Source organism: Qipengyuania mesophila (genome assembly GCF_019711655.1).
In the GTDB taxonomy this organism is placed as follows: Bacteria; Pseudomonadota; Alphaproteobacteria; order Sphingomonadales; family Sphingomonadaceae; genus Qipengyuania; species Qipengyuania mesophila.
The window spans coordinates 956335-977379 of record NZ_JAIGNU010000001.1 but is presented as its reverse complement, the minus strand read 5'-3'; the positions used below and the strand labels follow the sequence as shown (position 1 = coordinate 977379).

The 21045-nt window shown below is 65.8% G+C and carries 27 protein-coding genes; 17 read left to right on the top strand and 10 right to left on the bottom strand.

What is annotated here, in order from left to right; translation table 11 throughout:
- Nucleotides 1-15 precede the first annotated feature (15 nt).
- Together K3181_RS04910 and K3181_RS04905 are read right to left on the bottom strand one after the other, a co-directional pair.
- Nucleotides 16-1452: an MFS transporter gene (locus K3181_RS04910; protein WP_221601382.1), complete on the bottom strand. Its 1437-nt coding sequence runs from the start codon at nucleotides 1450-1452 to the stop codon at nucleotides 16-18.
- Entirely contained in the window at nucleotides 1452-2327 is an 876-nt protein-coding gene (locus K3181_RS04905) for an SDR family NAD(P)-dependent oxidoreductase (RefSeq protein ID WP_221601380.1), read from the bottom strand. The genes K3181_RS04910 and K3181_RS04905 overlap by 1 nt, the downstream gene beginning before the upstream one ends.
- A gap of 177 nt (nucleotides 2328-2504) precedes the next feature.
- On the opposite strand from K3181_RS04905, the gene K3181_RS04900 reads away from it, so the two are divergent.
- The 5 genes from K3181_RS04900 (at nucleotide 2505) to K3181_RS04880 (ending at nucleotide 7756) form a co-directional block, all read left to right on the top strand.
- Nucleotides 2505-3692, top strand: a complete 1188-nt coding sequence (locus tag K3181_RS04900) for an acyl-CoA dehydrogenase family protein (protein WP_221601378.1) — start codon at nucleotides 2505-2507, stop codon at nucleotides 3690-3692.
- Between the two features lie 3 nt (nucleotides 3693-3695).
- A complete protein-coding gene (locus K3181_RS04895; RefSeq protein ID WP_221601376.1) occupies nucleotides 3696-4835 on the top strand; it encodes an acyl-CoA dehydrogenase family protein in 1140 nt (379 codons plus the stop codon).
- Between the two features lie 153 nt (nucleotides 4836-4988).
- Nucleotides 4989-5783, top strand: a complete 795-nt coding sequence (locus tag K3181_RS04890) for an SDR family oxidoreductase (protein ID WP_221601374.1) — start codon at nucleotides 4989-4991, stop codon at nucleotides 5781-5783.
- A gap of 12 nt (nucleotides 5784-5795) precedes the next feature.
- Entirely contained in the window at nucleotides 5796-6692 is an 897-nt protein-coding gene (locus K3181_RS04885) for an SMP-30/gluconolactonase/LRE family protein (RefSeq protein WP_221601372.1), read from the top strand.
- Between the two features lie 140 nt (nucleotides 6693-6832).
- Nucleotides 6833-7756, top strand: a complete 924-nt coding sequence (locus K3181_RS04880) for a hypothetical protein (protein ID WP_221602906.1) — start codon at nucleotides 6833-6835, stop codon at nucleotides 7754-7756.
- A 27-nt stretch (nucleotides 7757-7783) separates the two neighbouring features.
- Here K3181_RS04880 and K3181_RS04875 read toward each other — a convergent pair whose 3' ends face one another.
- From K3181_RS04875 to K3181_RS04860, 4 genes are all read right to left on the bottom strand, one after another.
- Entirely contained in the window at nucleotides 7784-8734 is a 951-nt protein-coding gene (locus K3181_RS04875; protein WP_221601370.1) for a GGDEF domain-containing protein, read from the bottom strand.
- Nucleotides 8735-8895: 161 nt separating this feature from the next.
- Nucleotides 8896-9543, bottom strand: a complete 648-nt coding sequence (gmk, locus tag K3181_RS04870; protein ID WP_221601368.1) for a guanylate kinase — start codon at nucleotides 9541-9543, stop codon at nucleotides 8896-8898.
- 55 nt (nucleotides 9544-9598) lie between these two features.
- Nucleotides 9599-10048, bottom strand: a complete 450-nt coding sequence (locus K3181_RS04865; protein WP_221601366.1) for a hypothetical protein — start codon at nucleotides 10046-10048, stop codon at nucleotides 9599-9601.
- A 34-nt stretch (nucleotides 10049-10082) separates the two neighbouring features.
- Nucleotides 10083-10586, bottom strand: a complete 504-nt coding sequence (locus K3181_RS04860) for an SspB family protein (RefSeq protein ID WP_221601364.1) — start codon at nucleotides 10584-10586, stop codon at nucleotides 10083-10085.
- Nucleotides 10587-10700: 114 nt separating this feature from the next.
- On the opposite strand from K3181_RS04860, the gene hisB reads away from it, so the two are divergent.
- From hisB to K3181_RS04810, 10 genes are all read left to right on the top strand, one after another.
- Entirely contained in the window at nucleotides 10701-11294 is a 594-nt protein-coding gene (hisB, locus tag K3181_RS04855) for an imidazoleglycerol-phosphate dehydratase HisB (RefSeq protein ID WP_221601362.1), read from the top strand.
- Nucleotides 11287-11913, top strand: a complete 627-nt coding sequence (hisH, locus tag K3181_RS04850) for an imidazole glycerol phosphate synthase subunit HisH (protein WP_221601360.1) — start codon at nucleotides 11287-11289, stop codon at nucleotides 11911-11913. The genes hisB and hisH overlap by 8 nt, the downstream gene beginning before the upstream one ends.
- Nucleotides 11910-12638: a 1-(5-phosphoribosyl)-5-[(5-phosphoribosylamino)methylideneamino]imidazole-4-carboxamide isomerase gene (gene hisA, locus K3181_RS04845; RefSeq protein ID WP_221601358.1), complete on the top strand. Its 729-nt coding sequence runs from the start codon at nucleotides 11910-11912 to the stop codon at nucleotides 12636-12638. Before hisH ends, hisA begins: the two co-directional genes overlap by 4 nt.
- Nucleotides 12635-12865, top strand: coding sequence for a hypothetical protein (locus K3181_RS04840; RefSeq protein WP_221601356.1), 231 nt, complete (start codon nucleotides 12635-12637; stop codon nucleotides 12863-12865). Before hisA ends, K3181_RS04840 begins: the two co-directional genes overlap by 4 nt.
- Complete coding sequence (gene hisF, locus K3181_RS04835) at nucleotides 12862-13632, top strand: imidazole glycerol phosphate synthase subunit HisF (protein WP_221601354.1); 771 nt, start codon at nucleotides 12862-12864, stop codon at nucleotides 13630-13632. Before K3181_RS04840 ends, hisF begins: the two co-directional genes overlap by 4 nt.
- Before the next feature lie 68 nt (nucleotides 13633-13700).
- Complete coding sequence (locus K3181_RS04830) at nucleotides 13701-13862, top strand: hypothetical protein (protein ID WP_221601353.1); 162 nt, start codon at nucleotides 13701-13703, stop codon at nucleotides 13860-13862.
- A 33-nt stretch (nucleotides 13863-13895) separates the two neighbouring features.
- Nucleotides 13896-14210 carry a phosphoribosyl-ATP diphosphatase gene (locus tag K3181_RS04825; RefSeq protein WP_221601351.1) on the top strand — a complete coding sequence of 105 codons (315 nt, stop codon included), beginning with the start codon at nucleotides 13896-13898 and terminating at the stop codon, nucleotides 14208-14210.
- A complete protein-coding gene (locus K3181_RS04820; RefSeq protein ID WP_221601349.1) occupies nucleotides 14211-14594 on the top strand; it encodes a histidine triad nucleotide-binding protein in 384 nt (127 codons plus the stop codon).
- A gap of 286 nt (nucleotides 14595-14880) precedes the next feature.
- Entirely contained in the window at nucleotides 14881-15006 is a 126-nt protein-coding gene (gene ykgO, locus K3181_RS04815) for a type B 50S ribosomal protein L36 (protein WP_050599643.1), read from the top strand.
- Nucleotides 15007-15151: 145 nt separating this feature from the next.
- The gene (locus K3181_RS04810) at nucleotides 15152-15757 is read left to right on the top strand and encodes an HAD family hydrolase (RefSeq protein WP_221601347.1); all 606 of its coding nucleotides are present in this window, start codon (nucleotides 15152-15154) and stop codon (nucleotides 15755-15757) included.
- 76 nt (nucleotides 15758-15833) lie between these two features.
- Here K3181_RS04810 and K3181_RS04805 read toward each other — a convergent pair whose 3' ends face one another.
- Nucleotides 15834-16175 (bottom strand): DUF8200 family protein, encoded by a 342-nt coding sequence (locus K3181_RS04805; RefSeq protein WP_221601345.1) that lies wholly within the window; start codon nucleotides 16173-16175, stop codon nucleotides 15834-15836.
- Between the two features lie 190 nt (nucleotides 16176-16365).
- Between K3181_RS04805 and K3181_RS04800 the strand changes: the two genes are divergently transcribed.
- Complete coding sequence (locus tag K3181_RS04800; RefSeq protein WP_221601343.1) at nucleotides 16366-16920, top strand: winged helix-turn-helix transcriptional regulator; 555 nt, start codon at nucleotides 16366-16368, stop codon at nucleotides 16918-16920.
- Nucleotides 16921-16945: 25 nt separating this feature from the next.
- Here K3181_RS04800 and K3181_RS04795 read toward each other — a convergent pair whose 3' ends face one another.
- Complete coding sequence (locus K3181_RS04795; protein WP_221601341.1) at nucleotides 16946-17779, bottom strand: hypothetical protein; 834 nt, start codon at nucleotides 17777-17779, stop codon at nucleotides 16946-16948.
- 238 nt (nucleotides 17780-18017) lie between these two features.
- On the opposite strand from K3181_RS04795, the gene K3181_RS04790 reads away from it, so the two are divergent.
- Entirely contained in the window at nucleotides 18018-18368 is a 351-nt protein-coding gene (locus K3181_RS04790) for a hypothetical protein (RefSeq protein ID WP_221601339.1), read from the top strand.
- A gap of 22 nt (nucleotides 18369-18390) precedes the next feature.
- On the opposite strand, the gene K3181_RS04785 is transcribed toward K3181_RS04790, so the two are convergent.
- The gene (locus tag K3181_RS04785) at nucleotides 18391-19293 is read right to left on the bottom strand and encodes a hypothetical protein (protein WP_221601337.1); all 903 of its coding nucleotides are present in this window, start codon (nucleotides 19291-19293) and stop codon (nucleotides 18391-18393) included.
- An 86-nt stretch (nucleotides 19294-19379) separates the two neighbouring features.
- Nucleotides 19380-20888 (bottom strand): YifB family Mg chelatase-like AAA ATPase, encoded by a 1509-nt coding sequence (locus tag K3181_RS04780; protein ID WP_221602833.1) that lies wholly within the window; start codon nucleotides 20886-20888, stop codon nucleotides 19380-19382.
- Nucleotides 20889-21045 lie beyond the last annotated feature (157 nt).

Sequence of the window (21045 nt, the reverse complement as noted above, 5' to 3'; positions counted from 1 at the left end):
CGCGCCAAGGGTTAATCAGGGCGGGGTGACCGCCGCGTCGACATCCGCTCGGGCCGCGGCGTCGAGTGCGGCGAGCCGCGCCTCGTGCTGCTCTCGATCGATCGGGAAGCGTCCGAGCCAATAGGCGGCGATCAGCCCGAGGACGGTGATCGCGCCGCAATAGAGCAGGATCATCTGCGTCACGACCTCGGGCGCCACGTTCGCGGGCGCGGCCTTGGCGGGCAGATTCGAAAGCGCGATCACCTGGCCGCCGAGCAGGATGCCGCCGCCGGTGGCGCATTTCTGGACGAACCAGTTGCCCGAATAGAAACTGCCTTCCGCGCGGCGTCCGGTGCGCTCCTGATAAGCCTCGACGATCTCGGCAATCATCGAGCTGCCCGAGATCATCACGACCACGCCCAGCGTGTTCGATACCAGCAGGAAGCAGTAGAACAGCGCGGCGCTGGTGGTCGATCCGACGGTCGGCCAGTAGCCGCTCAGGTAGAGCGCGAAGGGAACGAGGATCACGCCGAGCGAGCCGAGCGCGCCGATCACCGCGCTCTTGGGCTTGCCCCAGCGGCGATGCATCGGCCCGACGATGAAGAACATCAGTACCACCGACAGGAACAGGATGATCGGGAAGATCCGCAGCTCGGCCGTATCGAACTGCCAGACGAAGATGTTGAGATAGTTAGTCAGCGAAAAGGTAAGCCCCTGGCTGACATAGGCGGCGAGCGCGCCCGCGGCGAAAATCAGGAACGCCCGCTCGCTGAAGGCGTCGACGATCTCGCCGAAGGCGCCGCGCCAGCTGAAGGGCGGGGCCTTGGTCTCGGGATAGCCCGCGACGAGCCTGTGCTGGCCGAGCGCGGAGCCGAGCACCGAGACGACCATCAGCATCGCGCCGACGAGGCCGAACCAGAAATAGCCATCCGGCTGCAGCAGCCCTTGGGGGCCGGGCATGAAGACGAAATAGGCGAGGAACATCATCACCAGCCCGCCGCACCAGCCAAACAGGTAGCGATAGCGGAACAGCGTGGTGCGCTCGTCGTAATCGGCAGTGATCTCGGGCAGCAGGCTCACCGAAGGGACCTCGCAGGCCGACAGCAGCACGCGCACCGAGATCGCGACCGCGAGCAGCTCCCAGAAAGCCGGCGTATTGCCGCCGGGCGGGTGCCACAGGAAGACCCAGGCGAAGGCGAGCGGGATCGGCGCGGCATAGAGCCAGGGCAGGCGCCGGCCCCAGCGCGACCATGTGCGGTCGGACAGATTGCCGAGCAGCGGGTCGATGAAGGCATCGACCACCAGCGCCAGCGCTAGCGCGAGGCTGACGGTGCCCGCGTCCATGCCTAGCGCCTGATTGTAGAAGATCAGCAGGAAGAAGCTGAAGCCCGAATCCTTGACCCCGAAGGCGACCGCGCCGAAGCCGTGGATCAGCTTGAGGCGCTGGGGAAGGGGACCGGTGACGAAGGGCATCAGGCGGTCTGCTGCGCCGCCTTCATTTGCTCCTCGAGCGCGATCAGCGCTTCGAAGGCGCCACCTTCCTCGGGGTCCCAGCTATGCCGCGGCCCGAGCGTCAGCCCGCCGTCGACGATCAGCGATGCGCCGGTCATGAAGCCGGCCTCCTCGCTGGCGAGGAAGGCGACCGCATTGGCGATGTCGTCCGGTTGGCCGCCGCGCGCTACCGGCTGCGCATTGGACGACATCTGCGCGATCATCGCCTTGGCCTGAGTTTTCACCTCGTCCGGAATCTCGAGCGAGGCGGTGAAGATGTTGGTGTTGATGAAGCCCGGCTGGACCGCGTTTACGCGGATGCCGTGCTGGGCTAGGTCTGTGGCGGCACATTTGGTGAGATGCAGCACGCCCGCCTTGGCCACCGCATAGGCGGTCGGCGAATAGCCCGGGCCGACCGCGGCGACGCTCGAGACATTGACGATGCTCGCCCCGCCACTCTTGGTGCTGGGGCGACCCTTCATGTGCGGCACGGCGTAGCGGATGCCCATCGCTACCGAGCGCAGCAGCAGGTCCATCGTGCGGTCCCATTCGTCGGGCTCGATCTCGGCGATATTCGGGCGCGCGCCGCCCGCGCCGGCATTGTTGAACACGGTATCGATCCCGCCGGTTTCCTCGGCGGCGCGATCCATCAGCGCCTTGATCGCGGCCGGATCGCACACGTCGCAGGCAAGGTAGCGGACATCGCCCTCGGTCTCGCGCGCCAGCTTCTCGCCGCCTTCGACGTCGATGTCGCTGGCGAAAACCACGGCGCCCTCACGCGCGAACAGCGCGGTCGCTGCCGCACCGATACCCGATGCCGCACCCGTCACGACCACGGTCTTGCCCGAGAATCGCATGCCTACTCTCTCCCCGAATTTCTCCGCCGCCAGCTTAGGGGAGCAGGGGGTCGCGTCAACGAAATCCGGCTGACGTTACGGCAACGGCGGCTCCCGCCAGTGCCCTTGCATGGATAGGGCGAATCACCCTAACGTAAGCGTCAACATACCGCTGCTTTAGAAGAGAGGATTCGGCCAATGTCCGACAGCGACCTGGAGGCCTTCCGCGCCGAGACGCGCGCCTGGCTCGACGCCCATTGCCCGCCCGAAATGCGCGAGCCCGTCCGTGACGAGGACGACATCTATTGGGGCGGCCGCAACGCCAGCTTCAAGAACGACGCGCAGAAGGCCTGGTTCGAGGCCTGCCGCGACAAGGGCTACACCGTGCCCGCATGGCCCAAGGACTATGGCGGCGCCGGCCTCACCCCGGCGCAGGCCAAGGTGCTGCGCGAGGAAATGAGCCGCATCGGCGCGCGTCCGCCGCTTTCCAGCTTCGGTATCTGGATGCTCGGCCCGGCACTGCTCCACTTCGGCACCGAAGGCCAGAAGCAGCGCTTCCTCAACGAGATCGCGCGCGGCGAAATCCGCTGGTGCCAGGGCTATTCGGAGCCGGGCTCGGGTTCGGACCTCGTGAGCCTGCAGACCTTCGGCGAAGACAAGGGCGACCACTGGGTGGTCAACGGCCAGAAGATCTGGACCTCCTATGCCGACAAGGCCGACTGGATCTTCTGCCTCGTCCGCACCGACAAGGCGAACAAGTACCAGGGCATCACCTTCATGCTCTACGACATGGCCAGCGAAGGCGTGTCGACCAAGCCGATCCTGCTGATCAGCGGCAACAGCCCCTTCTGCGAGACCTTCTTCGACGATGTGAGCGTGCCCAAGAGCTATGGCGAGGACGTTCCCGCCTATGTCGGCGAGGTCAATCGCGGCTGGGACGTGGCCAAGTACCTGCTCGGCCACGAGCGCGAGATGATCTCGGGCGCCGATGGCGGCGACCGCACCAGCGCGATCGGCGCGGCGCTGACCCGCGCCAATGGCGAGATCGACCCGGTGCTGCGTGCCGAGCTGGCGCAGTTCGACGTCGATGCGCTGGCCTATTCGGCGATGGGCGAGAAGTTCCTAGACGAGATCAAGGTCGGCAAGGCGCATCCCGCGCAGCCGAACATGATGAAATACGCCGGCACCGAACTGAACAAGCGCCGCCACGAGCTGATCATGGCCGCTGGCGGCAGCCACGCGCTCGAATGGGAGAGCGAGGACACCGGCGGCGGCAAGCCGTCGCGCAACTGGCTGCGGACCAAGGCGAACAGCATCGAAGGAGGCACCTCCGAAGTCATGCTGAACGTCATTTCCAAGCGTATTCTCGACCTGCCGGGAGCCTGATCGATGCCTCTCTATTACGACGACGACCAGACGATGCTGGCCGAAACCGCCAGCCAGTTCATGGGCGAAGAGGGTTCGATCAAGAACCAGCTGCGCCACTGGCGCGACCGCAATTGCAAGGACGGCTTCGGCCACGGATTGTGGAAGCAGTTCGCCGAGATGGGCTTCACCGGCATGCTGGTGGACGAGGACGACGGCGGGCTCGGCATGGGCCAGGTCGAGGCGAACATCGTGCTCGAGGAAATCGGTCGCAACCTGACGCCGTCGCCCTTCCTGTCCTCTTCCGTGCTCGCCGCGACCGCGCTCAAGCACGGCAGCAACGATGTGAAGGGCCGCTGGCTGCCCGACCTGATCGCGGGCGAGATGGTCTATGCCGTCGCCGTGGACGAAGGTCGCAAGCACCGCCCCGAGCGGATCGCCTGCAAGGCCGAGCGCTCGGGCAACGGCTTCAGGCTGTCGGGCAAGAAGGACTTCGTGGTCTACGGCGCGAGCAGCGAGATGATCGTCGTCGCCGCTCGCACATCGGGCAGCGATAGCGACACGGACGGCGTGACGCTGTTCGCGGTGCCGCAGGATGCCGCGGGCATGAGCCACGACAGCGTGCGCCTCGTCGACAGCTCGATGGCAAGCCACATCACCTTCGACGGGGTCGAGCTCGACGGCGATGCGGTGATCGGCGAGGTCGATGGCGGGCGCGACGTGCTCAACGCCATGCTCATGGCGGGGCGTGTCGGCTCGGCGGCAGAGGGCGTTGGCGTAGCCCGCGGCGCGATGGACATGACCGTCGATTACCTCAAGCAGCGCAAGCAGTTCGGCAAGGTGATCGGCGAATTCCAGGCGCTGCAGCACCGCGCTTCTCACCTCTATTCGGAAGTCGAGATCGCCCGTGCGGTCACCATCAAGGCGGCGCAGCTGCTCGATGCGGGCAGCGAAAAGGCCGACCTCATGGCCTCGGTCGCCAAGGCCAAGGTCGCCAAGGTTGCCGGCCTCGCGGTGCGCGAAGGCGTGCAGATGCACGGCGGCATCGGCATGACCGACGAATACGACATCGGGCTTTACATGAAGCGCGACCGTGCGCTGCAGGAGTTCCTCGGCGACCAGTACTACCACGCCGGGCGCGTTGCGGAACTGAGCGGATATTGACGTCAACGCTCCTCGTCATTGCGAGGAGCCGAAGGCGACGCGGCAATCCATGGTTCGGCCTTGCGGGGCGCGAATGGTCGCGATGAACGAGGGGGCGGGGCCATGGATTGCTTCGCTCCGCTCGCAATGACGAATTGAGAGAGGATAGAGCGAATGACCCTCGAAGACCTGTTCAGCCTCAAGGGGCGCGTCGCGCTCGTCACCGGCGGCAGCCGCGGCATCGGCCGGATGATCGTCGAGGGTTTCCTCGCCGCCGGGATCGAGCGCGTCTACATTACCGCGCGCAAGGGCGGCGAACTGCATGAAACCGCCGAGGAACTGGGCGAGCGGGTGATCCCGATCCAGGGCGATATCTCGACCATCGAGGGGATCGACGAACTGGTCGCCGAAATCTCCGCCAAGGAGGACAAGCTCGACATCCTCGTCAACAATGCCGGCGCGGCCTGGGGTGTCGACTATCTCGAATTCCCCGAGAGCGGCTGGGACAAGGTCATGGACCTAAACGTCAAGACGCCCTTCTTCCTGACGCAGAAGCTGCACACTCTGCTGACCGCCGCCGCCAGCGCCGACAAGCCGGCCAAGGTGATCAACATCACCTCGATCGACGGCCAGCGCGTCAATCCGTGGGAGACCTACAGCTACCAGGCTTCGAAGGCCGCGCTGATCCACCTGACGCGGCGTATGGCCGCGCGGCTGGTCAAGGACCACGTCTATGTCACCAGCCTCGCACCGGGGGCCTTCCCCTCGAATATGAACCGGGCGGCGCGCGACCACGAGGAGCAATCGGCTGCCGGTATCCCGAGCAAGCGGGTCGGCGACAAGTTCGACATGGGCGGCACCGCGGTCTACCTCGCCAGCCGCGCGGGCGACTACACGATCGGCGAAACGCTCACCGTCGATGGCGGTATCGTCAACGCCCTGCTGCCGAGCCATTTCGCGCAGCCCTGATGGAGTAAGCCCATGGCCCGCACCCTGCGTCTCGTAGCCGACGGTATCCATTTCGCCGAAGGCCCGCGCTGGCATGGGGGCAGGTTGTGGTTCTCCGATTTCTACGCCCATCGGATCTATTCGGTCGGCGAGGGCGGGGGCGACATGCGGGTCGAGCTCGGGCTCGAGGGCGAGGAGCAGTCCTCGGGCCTCGGCTGGATGCCCGACGGCTCGCTGCTCTTCGTCAAGATGCAGGCGCAGGAGGTCTGGCGTCGCTGGTCCGATGGCAGGCTGGAACGCCATGCCGACCTGTCGGCCCTCGCGACCTTCTGGTGCAACGACATGGTCGTCGATGCGGCGGGACGCGCCTATGTCGGCAATTTCGGCTTCGATCTCGATGCGGAGCTCTCCGCGCGCGGGCCCGAAAGTGTGCTGGCCGATCACCCGACGACGCCGATCGCCCTCGTCGACGCAGATGGATCGGTCCGTTCCGCGGCCGGCGAGGAGCGGTTCGGCTTTCCCAATGGCACGGTCATCACGCCCGACGGCAAGACGCTGGTGGTCGGCGAAACCCTGGCGGCGCGGTTGACCGCCTTCGACATCGGTGAAGACGGCACGCTGTCGAACCGCCGTGTCTGGGCGAGCACCGCACCGCATGTTCCCGATGGCATCTGTCTCGATGCCGACGGCGCGATCTGGATCGCCGATCCGCTCAGCCCGCGCTGCGTGCGCATCGCGGAGGGCGGCGAGGTGCTCGAAACGATCGAGACCGGGGGGCTCAATTGCTACGCTTGCATGCTCGGGGGTGCCGACGGGCGAACGCTGTTCATGCTCGTCGCGCCGAGTTCGCACCGCGAGGTTGCCAGCGCCGAAAAGGCCGGTCGGATCTATGCCTGCGATGTCGATGCTCCGCGCGCCGGGCGGCCCTGACTGCGCGGCTACGGCACGCAACTGATCGGATTTTTCTGGGGTTCGGTGGGGAAAGCACTTGGCGAGCGCCGATCCTCGACGCTAATCATCCGGCAAGTGTGCACATGCAGGCCACGGCTTGCGGTAGAGGGTCCCGTTTCATGCATCGCAAATCCATTCTTCTCGCCAGTGCGGCGTTCGGCTGCCTCCTGATCTCGGCCTGCGGCGGCGGCGACTCCTCCCCGACGCCCACCCCCACGCCCACCAGCACGGCGACCCCGACACCCACCCCGACGCCGACGCAGTCACCGGTGGAGTTCGACTTCACCAAGGCGTTCACCACGCAGGTCACGAATGCGTCCTACGTCTTCGCCTATTTCAAGCCGACCTCGGGTAGCGAAACCTGGAGCGAGGGCTCGCGTCGCGACGGGACGAGCGAGATCGTCTACGCTGTCGCGCCTGAGAGCGTGGCCTACGATTGGCCCGATCCGTTCGATATTCCGAGTTTCGTCGCCGCCGATCTCGACAGCGCTTCGGATGTCCTGCGCGTCTATCGCAAGGGCAGCGACGTCCTGCGGATGGAACTGCCGTTCACGCACGTCATGCGCGTGTCCTACGAGCATTCGCAATCCTATGTCCTCGACACGGTTCCGGGCACGCTGCGCAGCTTCCGCTACGCGCTCTTTTTCAATCCGGTGACCACAACCGACGCGATCTCTACCAACCTGACCTATACCGGGACCGCGCAGGTGACCGGCGGCACCTCCGGCACGACTGCGGCGGGCGTCTATTTCGCGTCGGCGACCGACCTCGTGGTGACGGCGAGCGACAAGAAGATCACCGGGACGATCCGTATCTTCGAGACGGTCAACGGTTCTCAGGTCGAGCGCGCGGCACTGCCGTTCTCGGCGACGGTTGGTTCGAGCGGATTTTTTAGCGGGGAATCGGACGACACGATCTACGGGTTCAAGGGGCGTTTCGCCGGCACGCTGGCTGGCCCCAATCGCGAAGAAGCCTTCCTGATCTTCGACGTGCTCGATGAAGACGGCGCGGAATTCATCGGCTCGCTGATCGCCGGCAGGTAGCTGCGGTCGACCCGACGCTATCGGGCGTTAGAATTCCTCGGTGCAGATGACGCAATTGCGGCCCGAGGACTTCGCCCGGTAGAGCGCCTCGTCGGCCGCCTTGAGCGTGGCGGCGTTCGCTTCGCGCCCACCCGTGGCCAGCGCGACGCCGCCCGAGAAGGAGAGGAGCCCCATCGGCTCGTCGGTCTCGCGCAGCTTGAATTCCTTTTCGGCGAGTTCGAAGCGAGCCTTGTCGAGCAGCTTCGCGCCGCCCTTGAAGTCGCGCGAGCGCATGATGACGATGAATTCCTCGCCGCCCCAGCGACCGACGAAGTGCGGCGCGCAGGTTTCTTCCAGCGTCTTGGCGACCAGCTTGATCACGCGGTCGCCGACGCTGTGGCCGTAACGATCGTTGACCGACTTGAAATTGTCGATGTCGCACAACCCGATGACGCGTGCCTCGCCCTTGTCCGCCAATTCGACGAGCAGCGCGTCGATCGCGCGGCGATTGGCGAGGCCGGTCAGCTCGTCGCGATGCGCGTCGTTGCGCGCCGCCTCCAGCTCCTCGCGCAGGGATTTCACTTCCTGCACCGCGGCGGTCAGGCGGCTTTGCGCCTGCAGCGAATGCTCGACCATCTTGGTCATGATCGACAGCGCGTTCGCATTGTCGCCCGAAAAGGCGTCGGCCTCTTCGCTGAGCTCGCGGGCGAAGGCGCCCGTCGCATCGGCAGCTGACGAGGTCAGCTCGCTGATCTTGAGCGTCTGGTGGCGCAGCTGGGTGGCGAGCGAGATGTTGGCGCGTTCCTGCAGGCCGAAGATGGCGAGGCCGCCATGCCGCTCGAAGATGGTGTCGACTTCGTCCTGCTTGATGCGGAACCCCTCGTCGGTGATCGCCTTGATCGCCAGCGCGATCGGCGAGCCGCGATCATGCAGCGCGATATAGGCCAGCGTATAGTTCTGGGGGGTCGGCGGCAGGCGATGGCTCTTGAGAAAAGCCAAGGTCTTCGCGCCTTCGTCAAACTCCGTCGCGGACATGGCTACCCTGTATTCCCAAAACCTCGTTAATGCGCTTGCCGGCGCGGTGCCGGTCTAGCGCTAACGCGTAAAGATTGACAATTCGCATCCAGGACAAGCCTCGCAATCAGGATATCCGGCTCTTCTCAGGCCATCAATTCGCGCACGAAGGGGATCAGCCCGGTCTGCCGCTGGCGTTTGGTGCGTTCGGCGTCGAGGATTTCACGGACCTTGGCGAAGCAGCTGTCGACGTCTTCGTTGATCACGACATAGTCATAGGCGTCCCAGTGGCTGATCTCGGCGCGGGCGCGCTCCATGCGCGCCGCGATCACCTCGTCGGTATCGGTCCCGCGCCCGCGCAGCCGGCGCTCGAGCTCGGCGATGCTCGGCGGCAGGATGAACACGCGGACCACATCCTGCTGGTCCTTCTGGTAGAGCTGCTGCGTACCCTGCCAGTCGATGTCGAAGAGGAAGTCCTGCCCTTCCTTCAGGGCGTTGCGGATGCGGCCCTTGGGCGTGCCGTAGCGATGGCCGAAGACCGGCGCCCATTCGTAGAAATCGTCTTCCTCGACCATCCGGTCGAACTCGGCGTCGTCGACGAAATAGTAATGCACCCCGTCCTTCTCGCCCGGGCGCGGCGGACGCGTGGTGACGCTGACCGACAGCTTGATCTCGTCGTCCGCGTCGAGCAGCATCCGCGATATGGTGGTCTTGCCCGCCCCGCTGGGCGAGGAAAGGATGAACATCAGCCCGCGGCGGGCGAGTTTGTCGGAACGGTTGGTGGAATCGGCCATGCGCGCTGTTGCCGCATCGCGGGGCGGCAAATCAACCCCTTCGCCCGCGATGCCGTCACTTCTTGTCAGCGCGCCTCGCCTGCTTGCGCAACTGCCGATCGCCCTGGCGGCGCGCTTCGCGCCGCGACTGGCTGCGGTCGAACAGCACCTTGAGGACCAGGCCGGTGCCCACCACCACTGCGCCGGGTACCGATCGGGTCGCGACCTTGGTCACGCCATAGGCAGCGAGCGTGTGCAGCACGCTGCGGTTTTCGACCGCGTCCTTGGCGAACTGCTTGCCGTATTGCTTGCCGAGCACCGCCTTCTCGACCGCCATGCGCGACAGGCGTCCGGCACTGCGGAGCATGATGTCGTGGATGATCAGATTGGTGGCAGGGTTCGGACTCGGACCGGGGACCGGATCGGGCATTGACGGTTGCTCGTCGGTGATCCGCTCGAGCGCCTCGCCCATCGTATCGGTCAGATGCTGTGTTTTGCCTTTGCCGCTCGGCCCGCGTTTCGCCATGTCCTGCCCCGCTTCGCCGGGATTGGTCCGGCGCCTATTTCTTGCGGCCGAAATCGACCGTCACGACGTTGGAACCGTCGTCCGCCCCTTTAACGGCCTCGTCACCGCCCTGTTCCGATCCGTCATTGTCGGGATGCTCGGTCTGCGCGGGTGCCATGTCGGCGACGGTGGCCTGGAACTGGAGCCCGAAATCAACCGCCGGATCGACGAACTGGGTGATCGCGGCATAGGGGATGTCGAGTTCCGCGGGTACCTGGTTGAAAGACAGGCCAACGGCGAAGCCGTCTTCGCGCACGTTGAGGTTCCAGAACTTGTTCTGCAGCACGATCGTCATTTCGTCGGGGAACCGCTCGCGCAAATTCGCCGGTATCGAGACGCCCGGGGCATGTGTCTTGAAGGTGATGTAGAAATGGTGCGCGCCGGGCAGCTCGCTGCCGCCCTGCTCGATTTCGCCGAGCACGCGGCCGACCACTGCGCGCAGGGCTTCCTGCACGATGGAATCATAGGGGATCATGCTGTCGGGCGTGTCGTCGCTCATGCCCTTTTAGGTGGAGTGGGCGGCGGGCATGGTCAAGCCGTTTTAGCGGCTCTGTGCCCCGCACAAGGGCGCATTTTCTTGCGCAGTGCTGCGCGTCGCTCTAGCGCGATCCGCATGCGCACAGGACGGATCGAACGCAACACTGCGGAAACCAGGATTCTCGTCGAGGTCGATCTCGACGGGTCGGGACGCTACGAGGTCGCCACCGGCATCGGCTTTCTCGATCACATGGTCGAACAATTCGCCAAGCATTCGCTGATCGACGTGACGATGAAGGTCGACGGCGATCTCCATGTCGACCAGCACCACACGACCGAGGACAGCGCGCTGGCGCTGGGCCAGGCGCTCGCCGCCGCGCTCGGCGACAAGGGCGGTATCGCGCGCTACGGCAGCGCCTATTCGCCGATGGACGAAACGCTGGCGCGAGTCGCGCTCGACATTTCGGGGCGGCCCTACCTCGTCTGGCGCGCGGGGTTCAGCCAGGAAAGGCTCGGCGAATGGGACACCGAGCTGATCGAGCACTGGTTCCATTCTGTCGCGCAGACCTGCGGGCTGACGCTGCATGTCGAGGTGCTCTACGGCACCAACAACCACCACATCTGCGAAGCGATCTACAAGGGTTTCGCCCGCGCCATGCGCGCCGCGGTCGAAATCGACCCGCGCAAGGGCGGTGCGATCCCGAGCACGAAGGGGCAGCTCGGTGGCTGAGATCGTCGCCCTCGTCGATTACGGCGCGGGGAACCTGCACTCGGTCGAGAATGCGCTGCGCAAGGTCGGCGCCGAGGTCCGGGTCACCGCAGATCCCGACGTGGTGCGCGCGGCCGACCGGATCGTCCTGCCCGGGGTCGGCTCGTTCAAGGCCTGCGCCGAGGGGCTGCGCGCCGAAGCGGGCGTGATCGAGGCGATGCACGAACGCGTCTTCGTCGGCGGCGCGCCCTTCCTCGGCATCTGCGTGGGCATGCAATTGCTCGCGACGCGCGGGCTCGAGCATGGCGAAACCAGCGGGCTCGGCTGGATCGAAGGCACGGTGCGGCTGATCGAGCCGACCGACACCAGCGTGAAGGTCCCGCACATGGGCTGGAACGATGTCGCCCCGCTGCCGCATGCGCGCGGGCACGAGGTCATCGCCGCCGGCGAGGCCTATTTCCTCCATTCCTTCCATTTCCGGGCGCGCCACCACGAGGATGTGCTGGCCATGACCGACCATGGCGGCGGTCTGGTCGCCGCGGTCGGACGCGACAATATCGCGGGGGTGCAGTTCCATCCCGAGAAAAGCCAGGCCTATGGCCTCGACCTGATGAGCAAGTTTCTGGAGTGGAAGCCGTGATCGTATTTCCCGCGATCGATCTCAAGGCCGGCGCGGTGGTGCGCCTCGCCGAAGGCGATATGGACCGCGCGACCGTCTATGGTGACGATCCGGCGGCGCAGGCACGGCAGTTCGCCGAGGCCGGGGCGACGCATCTCCACGTCGTCGATCTCGACGGATCGTTCAAAGGCGAGGCGCAGAATCGCGGCGCGGTCGAGGCTATCGTCGCGGCCTTTCCTGGTCGGGTCCAGCTCGGCGGCGGCATCCGCACGCGCGCCGATGTCGAGGGCTGGTTCGCGGCAGGCGTCGCCCGCGTGGTGATGGGCTCCGCCGCGCTCAAGGACCCCGAATTCGTCAAGGACATGGCGCGCGAGCACCCCGGCGCCGTGGTGGTCGCGGTCGATGCGCGCGACGGCATGGTCGCGACCGAGGGCTGGGCGGAGGTCTCAGACGTGCCGGTGATCGACCTTGCCCGGCGGTTCGAGGATGCGGGCGTTGCCGCGCTGCTGTTCACCGACATCGGCCGCGACGGGCTGCTCACGGGGGTCAATATCGATGCCACTGTGGGGCTGGCGCGGCAGGTGGACATACCGGTGATCGCCAGCGGCGGGGTCAAGGGCCTGATCGATATCGACCTCCTGGCGCAATTCGCACCTCAGGGGATCGAAGGTGTGATCACCGGGCGCGCGCTCTACGATGGCCGCCTCGATCTGGCCGCGGCGCTGCGCGTGGCGGCACGGGCGTGAGCAAGGCGCTGGCAATCATTTATGGCGCCTTCATCGTCGCCCTCTGGCTGGGTCAGGGCCGCGTCCTTGTCCGCGATTTCAAGAATCTTGAGGCTGGGTGGGGGCGCTTCACCTATGCGCGGTCCGGAAATGCGCGAAAATACTGGCTGATGGTCGGCATCGATATCCTCCTTTTCCTTTTCGTCAGCTGGTATTTCATAGGGGCAGTCGTGATGGTGACCCGATGACCGTCCGTATCCGCGTCATCCCCTGCCTCGACGTGCGCGACGGGCGCGTGGTCAAGGGCGTCAATTTCATCGATCTCAAGGATGCGGGCGATCCGGTCGAGCAGGCCAAGGCCTATGACGCCGCCGGGGCGGACGAGCTCTGCTTCCTCGACATTTCGGCGAGCCACGAAGGGCGCGGGACACTGCTCGACATGGTCGAGCGCACCGCCAAGGTCTGTTTCATGCCGCTGACCGTCGGCGGCGGGGTGCGCAGCGTCGAGGACGCCCGCGCGCTGCTGCTCGCGGGTGCGGACAAGGTGGCGGTCAATTCGGCCGCCGTGTCGCGACCCGAACTGGTGCGCGAGATTGCCGAGAAGTTCGGCAGCCAGTGCGTCGTCGCCAGCGTCGACGCGCGCGCCTCGACCAGCGGGCAGGCGCGCGGCTGGGAAATCTACACGCATGGCGGGCGCAAGCCGACCGGGATCGACGCGGTCGAACATGCCATCCGCCTTGCGGAGCTGGGGGCGGGCGAATTGCTCGTCACCTCGATGGACGGCGACGGCACCAAGGCGGGTTACGACGTCGAACTGACCCGCGCGATCGCCGACGCGGTTTCGGTGCCGGTCATCGCCAGCGGCGGGGTCGGTTCGCTCGACCACCTCGTCGAAGGGGTGACGCGCGGCCATGCCAGCGCGGTGCTTGCCGCCTCGATCTTCCATTTCGGCGAGCACACCATCGCCGAGGCGCATGCCGCCCTGCGCGCGGCGGGCCTGCCCGCGCGCGGCTGACCGTCTCGCCACGGGACGGCACGCTCGCCGTTCATGCGGCATCTCCCGTCAAATGATAAGCAGCGTCCATGAGCAGCCAGTTCATCTCCCTGGCCGCGCAATTCGCGGATCTCGGCGGCCCGGCGGGCATTGCCGCGAGGCTGGTCGAGCCGAGCGCGCTGACGCTGGTCGCGGTCGGACTGGCGGGCGTATTGATCGGCCGCTTCCTGGTGAGCCGCAACGGAGATTGACGCTGTGCGCGGGCCCCGTGCATAGCGCGGGCCATGGACACGCTATCCCGCCTCGAGAGGACCATCGCCGAGCGGCGCCGGGCCGACCCTTCGCAAAGCTATGTCGCCACCCTCCACGCCAAGGGCCTGCCGCAGATCGCGCGCAAGCTGGGCGAGGAAGGGGTCGAAGCCGCGATAGCCACGCTCTCGGGTAGCGAAGCCGAACTCACGGGCGAGGCGGCGGACATTCTCTTCCACCTGCTCGTGGCGCTCGATGCGCGCGACATCCCCTTCGCCGAGGTGCTGGCCGAGCTCGACCGGCGCGAGGGGACATCGGGGCTCGAGGAAAAAGCCGGGAGGACCCAGTAGATGCCGATCGATCCGACGCTGCCCTATGACGACGACAACATCTTCGCGAAGATCCTGCGCGGCGAAATTCCTTCGACCAGGGTCTATGAGGACGAATGGGCCTATGCCTTCGAGGACATCAACCCGCAGGCCGAGGTGCACACGCTGGTGGTGCCCAAGGGGCGCTATGTCAGCTGGGACGATTTCAGCGCGCGGGGAAGCGCGGAGGAGATCGCCGGCTTCGTCCGCGCGGTGGGCAAGGTCGCGCGCGACAAGGGGCTGGTCGAACCCGGTTACCGGATGATGGCCAATGTGGGCATGCACGGCGGGCAGGAAGTGCCGCATCTTCACGTCCACATCTTCGGCGGGCAGCCGCTCGGCCCGATGATCTGGAAGCGTGGGTAAGAGGCGAGCTATTTGCTGCGTGCGGTCAGGACCTCCGTCCTGACCTTCGGCACCGGCCCACTTCCCCCACCCGGCCACCCACGGCACGGTATTCTATACGGTATTCTATGGGTGGCCGGGTGGGGGAGTGGGGCGGTGCAGCCGAAAGTCGGCGACGGACGTCGTCGGCGCACCCGGCAAAGACTCACTCTGTCCTTGACCGAATCCCCCGGGGCAGTTAACGGCGCGCTTGATTTCGCGCGTCGGGACCCCATTTCCGGCGCGTATTTATTTGACGAGAGACACCATGAAGATTCGCAACAGCCTCAAGTCGCTCAAGGGCCGCCATCGCGATTGCCGCGTCATCCGCCGCCGCGGGCGCACCTACGTCATCAACAAGACCAACCGTCGCTTCAAGGCCCGCCAGGGCTAATTCGCGGCTCCGCTCGCTTGCGGGCGGAAGCGTTGTTCGACCGGCCCGGCTCCGACGAGGAGTGCGGGCCGTTCGTGTTTGGGGCATGCGCAGTGGTGCCGTGTAACGCAGCATCTGCCGCCGCCCGGTCGGCGAGGACATACCGATGACCATCGAAGCCGTCGTGTTCGACGTGGGCCGCGTCCTCTACCAGTGGCAGCTCCGGCACCTCTTCGCGAAGATCGTCGCCGACGAGGCGCGGCTGGAGAAGCTGCTCGGCGAGGTCGTGACCGAGGAATGGCACTTCGAGCATGATCGCGGACGGCCGCTGGCTGCCATGGTGCCCGAGCGCATCGCGCTCTATCCCGACTTCGAAACCGAGATTCGCGCCTATGCGACGCGCTTCAACGAAACCGTTCCCGGGCCCGTGCCGGGCAGCCTTGCGCTGGTGGAGCGGCTCGACGAAGCGGGGGTTCCGCTCTTCGCGATCACCAATTTCGGGGCCGAATTCTGGGCCGGCTTCCGCCCGACTGCGCCGATCTTTGACCGCTTCCGCGACATCGTGGTGTCGGGCGAGGAGAAGTTGGCCAAGCCCGATCCGGCGATCTTCGCGCTGGCCGAGCGGCGCTTCGGCCTGCCCGCTTCGGCGATGCTGTTCATCGACGACAACCGCGCCAATGCGGACGCGGCGGCGGCGCGCGGCTGGCATGTCCACCATTTCGCCGGGGCCGAAGGGCTCGAGGCCGATCTCGCGGACCGGGGTCTCATCTAAGAAAAAGGGCCCCGGCGATGGTTCGCCGGAGCCCGTAGTCAGCCACCCGATGGAGAGGGGTGGGGGTGATCTGTGATCAGCCGTTGCACTGCGCCAGCTTGTCGGCGTCGAGCGCTTCTTCATTGGCGGTGAAAGCGGTGATCGCGCCGTGCTCGCGCTGCAGTTCGCGGCACATGCGCAGCGGGCGCGAGCTGCCCTTGTTGGCGACGCAGGTGGTGCCCTTGCAGGCCCAGGCGACGCCACCGGCGACGGTGGTGGTCGGCGCGTCGACCGGCTGGGCCAGCTCGACGGTGTAGAAATAGCCGTTCGACTTGGCTTCGGCGGCGGTCGGTGCGAGGGCGCCGAAGGTCAGGCCGGTGTAGGCGAGGGCAGCGGCGAAGACGCCGACATGGCTTGCGCGGGAGAGGATGGAGGTCATGGGGGAGTCCTTCCGAGTTGCAATTATCTCAACGGAGATTGAGGTTTCTGCAATTCAGTTGCAAATCGCAACTTAATGCTGCGAAACCCTCTAGGATGATGAGTTTCGCGATGCAACCCATATTTTGAAAAATTTGGCAAACGCCGTTTTTGCGCTAGAGAGGATAGGTTGCCGAAAGAGGACTGATTTTATGGGTGACCTCCGCGAACCGCTCCGCGAACTGACCGAATGCGGCCTGCCGCAAGCGCTCGAAGTCATGGGCGAGCGATGGTCCTTCATGATTTTGCGAGCCAGTTTCAATGGCTTGCATCATTTCGAGGAATTCCTCAGCGAGCTCGGCATTGCCCGCAACATCCTCTCCAACCGGCTCGCCAAGCTGGTCAGCCACGGCATTCTCAAGCGCGATCCCTGCGCCGACGACAAGCGCAAGATCGAATATCGGCTGACCGACAAGGGATTCGATTTGCTCCCCGCGATGGTCGCGCTGCGCCAGTGGGGCCAGAAATACGGTGCCGAAGTTGTGGAAAATCCGGTCCTGGTCGACGAACGCGATCGCCTGCCGATCGGCCCGACCTCGATCCTCAGCCATGACGGACGCATTCTCGGCCCGGCAGATCTCTACCTCGTCGAGCGCGACCGCCTCGGCATTCGCGCCGACGGCAGCAAGGCCGAAGCCGGTGCTGCGATCGAGCGCGGCCAGGTGATCGACATCGCCAGCATGCGCAAGGCGCAGAGCGCAGCCTGACACGCGGCAGGGAGGGTACGGCCGCCTAGTCGCTGCCAAACCGGAACCGTTGCCGCGCCGCCTCGCCCGGATCGATCTCGTAATAGATCCGGATTCGCACCCACTCGCCGACCATCGGGCGTCCGCCGCGTTGCGGGGGGCGAACCTTGAACTGCCACGCCGCCGCCTGGACCGCCTTGCCGATGCCCGATCCCTGCGGCGATTCGGCCACCACCTCGCAATCCTCTACGCGATAGTCGGCCACGGTACGGCAATCGATCAGCCCCCAGCCGGGTCCCTGCGTGGTCGAGAGATAGCCCGCCAGTTCGTCGTCATAGGGGCGGCGGTACCAGCGCGCGGCGTAGAGCGGCTCGCCATGCGGGCCGCTGCCCGCGATTCGCGGCGTGTCGCCGACCGAGGGCGTGAAGGCGGGGCCATAGGCCTGCGGCTTGGCCCCGGGCGCGGGCGGAGCGGTCTGCGGCACGCTTTCGAGCGAGAAGCTGTTGCGCAGGATCGGTCGCGGAGCCGGGAGCGGCGGTGACAGCGGTTGGCGCGACGCCTCTGCTGCCGGTTGCGGCTGCAGCGGCGTCGGCTCGGTCTCGACCGCTTGCGACTGTTCGGCAGGCGCGGGGGCAGGCGTATCCTCGGCCTCCGCCTCCTCCTTCGCCGCAGGGGTGGTGAAGGCGACCAGCGTATCGGTCATCGCCACGATCTCGCGCTTCACCGAACCGAGCGACATCAGCGCCAGCACCAGCAGCACTTCGATAACCACCGTGAGCACGATCGCCGGCAGCCGGTCGCGCACGCCGGGGGGCAGCTCGGCATAGCGCTGGCGCAGCGCGGCGACCGGATGGGTGGGCGGATTGGCGGGGGCGGTCACGGCTGGATGGAGAATTTGCGGTTGAGTCTCGGCGGTCCACCGGCATGGCCGGTTTTCGATGCATGCCCCACACCGGCCCGCATGGGCGATTTCCGCTACCGTGACAAGCGGCGCCTGCGCGCCCGATCTGCCGTAACGACCCCGTGGCCCCGTGACGTCATCGTTAAAACGATCTCAACCCGTCGCTGCGATAAGCGCATGCACCACCGATTCCACCGCTTTCCGCCGGACCTGCCTAGTGATCGAAATCGAAGTCCAGAACGAAACGCACCAGAGCGTGCATCGCATCAAGGCGCTGACCGTGCCGCGCATCGGCGAGGGCATCCGGCTGCGCGAACCGAGCGGGCAGTGGGCCTCCTACGATATCCTCGACGTGTGGTACCAGCAGGCCGAATTCGGCGAGGTCTGGGTCCCCTATGTCCATGTCCGCATGACCCCCGACGAGATGCGCGGCGGCCTCGGTGGCGAGGCCACTCCGCTGGTCGACAAGGGGCAGCAGGTGCCGATCGAGGACTTCCTCAAGAAGTTCGAGGGCGAGGCCGAGCACGAAACGGTCAAGCTGAATCTCGACCTGAGCGAGGCCGACTGAGGAGCCTGTACGCTCGTTTGGGCTAGTCTTGCTTCCGAAGTTCGGTGTTCGCCGCCCTCACTGCAGTTGCGCCTTGCAACATCTTGCCGCCTTTCGGCTTGAATTCAAACTCGCGAATGAGATTCTGGATATTCTCTTGCGCGCACACCGACGTTTCGGCGGGTGTCAGAGGAGGTTGCGGATCGACGCATCGAAACATCGCAACTTCGGAGGGAACCAGGTTGGCAGGCTCGGCCAGCGGGTTCTTGTCCTTCAGCAAAGCACTCAAGCGATCGATGAATTCCTTGCCGTTCTGGGCTGCCTCGGGAGACTCAGGAAGGTTTTCGGGCAAGGCTACAAGTTTCAGGTGCTCTTCCGCCTTGGTGAAATAGCCCAGTTCACGCAGGGCATTAACGGCTCGAACGTTAAACCAGAACCATGCCTCCTGATCGTCCCCGCTGGCTTTCCAGCCCGTTGCTTCCGCGATGAACCTCGCCTGATACCGGACCTTCCGATCGTAGTTTTCATCGGTTTCCCAAGTCGCCTGCAATAGCGAACTCAGTTGCGAGGTAGGATCTCGTCCGAGTTGCTTCTTCAGCCAGAAAGCACGGAAATGCGGGGTCTCCGTCCCCCTCATGGCCTGATATTCTTCGGAATGGACTGCGTTTCCGAGAACAAGCAAATCCGCATCGCTAAATTCTTCGTCGATCAGAAGGAGGCCATTTTCCGGACATTCAACGATGGGTGGCACCGGGAGCGGACTGTAGGGCTTTCCATCGGCCCTTTGGCCGAAGGTGATGTTGCTCAAGACCACATCTGCTTTGAATTTCTCGCCCCCGACTGGGCACTCGAACTTCTGTGTTGCATAGGTCGTCGCGCTCGCTGGGCTGCTGGCGGCGACAGTTGCCGCAGACAAGGCTGTGAAAATTGACGAACGTATCAGCATGGTGACCCTCGATGCATTGTATTGGTGACGATCCCGCTGTGACGTAGAATGTTAGAGAACAGTGTATTGCGGCAAAGATTGAGGGATCAAGATCTTGGCGGCTGCCTGCGATAGCTCAGCGCTTCGGCGATATGCATACGGCCGACCTGCTCGACTCCCGCGAGATCGGCGATCGTCCGCGCGACGCGCAGCATCCGCGTATAACTCCTCGCCGAAAGCCGCATCGCGGTGGCGGCCTGCATCAGCAGCTGGCGGCCCGCCTCGTCGGGTGTCGCGAATTCCTCCAGCGCATCGCCGTCGAGCTCGGCATTGGTCCGCGCGCCCGTAGTCTCCGAGCGGTCGGTCTGGCGCCGACGCGCCCTGGCGACGCGCGCCGCGACCTGCTCGCTGCCCTCGGCGGGCGGGGGCAGGGCGAGGTCGGCGGCGCAGACCGGGTCGACTTCGACATGCAGGTCGATCCGGTCGAGCATCGGACCCGAGACCTTGCTCTGGTAATCGGCAGCGCAGCGCGGCGCGCGACTGCAGGCGAGCGCGGCGTCGCCCAGATGGCCGCAGCGGCACGGGTTCATCGCCGCCACCAGCTGGACATTGGCGGGAAAGGTCACATGCGCATTGGCGCGCGCGACGTCGACCTTGCCCGTTTCGAGCGGCTGGCGCAGCGAATCGAGCACCGCGCGCTGGAATTCGGGCAGTTCGTCGAGGAACAGCACGCCCAGATGCGCGAGGCTGACTTCGCCCGGCTTCACGCGCAGCCCGCCGCCGGTGAGCGCCGCCATGCTCGCGGAATGATGCGGCGCGCGAAACGGGCGGGTGCGGCTGATGCGGCCTTCCTCGAGCGTGCCGGCGACCGATTGCACCATGCTGACCTCGAGCGCCTCGGCGGGCGAGAGCGGCGGCAGGATGCCCGGCAGGCAGCTGGCGAGCAGCGACTTTCCCGCGCCTGGCGGCCCGATCATCAGCAAATTGTGCGCGCCCGCAGCGGCGATCTCCAACGCGCGCTTGGCGGTTTCCTGTCCCTTGACCTGCTTGAGATCGCCGCCCGACGCCTCGCTCTCGACCACGCCCGGCTCGGGATCGGGCAAGCGCTGCGTGCCCTTGAGGTGGTTGAGCAGGCTGGCAAGGTCGGGTGCGGCGCAGACCGGCACCTCGCTCGCCCAGCGCGCCTCGGCGCCCTGCGCCCTTGGGCAGATCAGCCCGAGATCCTCCGCACCGGCATGGATCGCCGCCAGCAGCACGCCGGGCGAGGGGACGATCCGCGCATCGAGCGCCAATTCGCCCACCGCGATCCAGTCGCCCAGCTGTTCGGCGTCGGTCACACCCATCGCCGCGAGCAGCGCCAGCGCGATCGGGAGGTCGTAATGCGAACCTTCCTTGGGCAGGTCGGCCGGCGAGAGGTTGATGGTGATCCGCTTGGGCGGCAGCGCGAGCCCCATGCTGGCGAGCGCGGCGCGTACCCGTTCCTTGCTTTCGCCCACCGCCTTGTCGGCCAGGCCGACGATGTTGAACTTGGGCAGGCCGGGCGCGACAGAACACTGCACTTCGACGCCGCGCGCTTCGAGCCCCAGATAGGCCACGGTTTTGACCAGTGCGACCAGCGTTAACCCCCGCCTCCGTGTTCGCGCCTAGACGATGGCGCGAAAGGCCCGGCTTGTCGAGGGCAAAGCACCTCCGGATCGGAGCTGAAGAATTATGCTTAACAGCGGGTTAGCCATAGGTCTTGAGCGGCTGGAAAGCGGTGGGGCGGCAAAAACC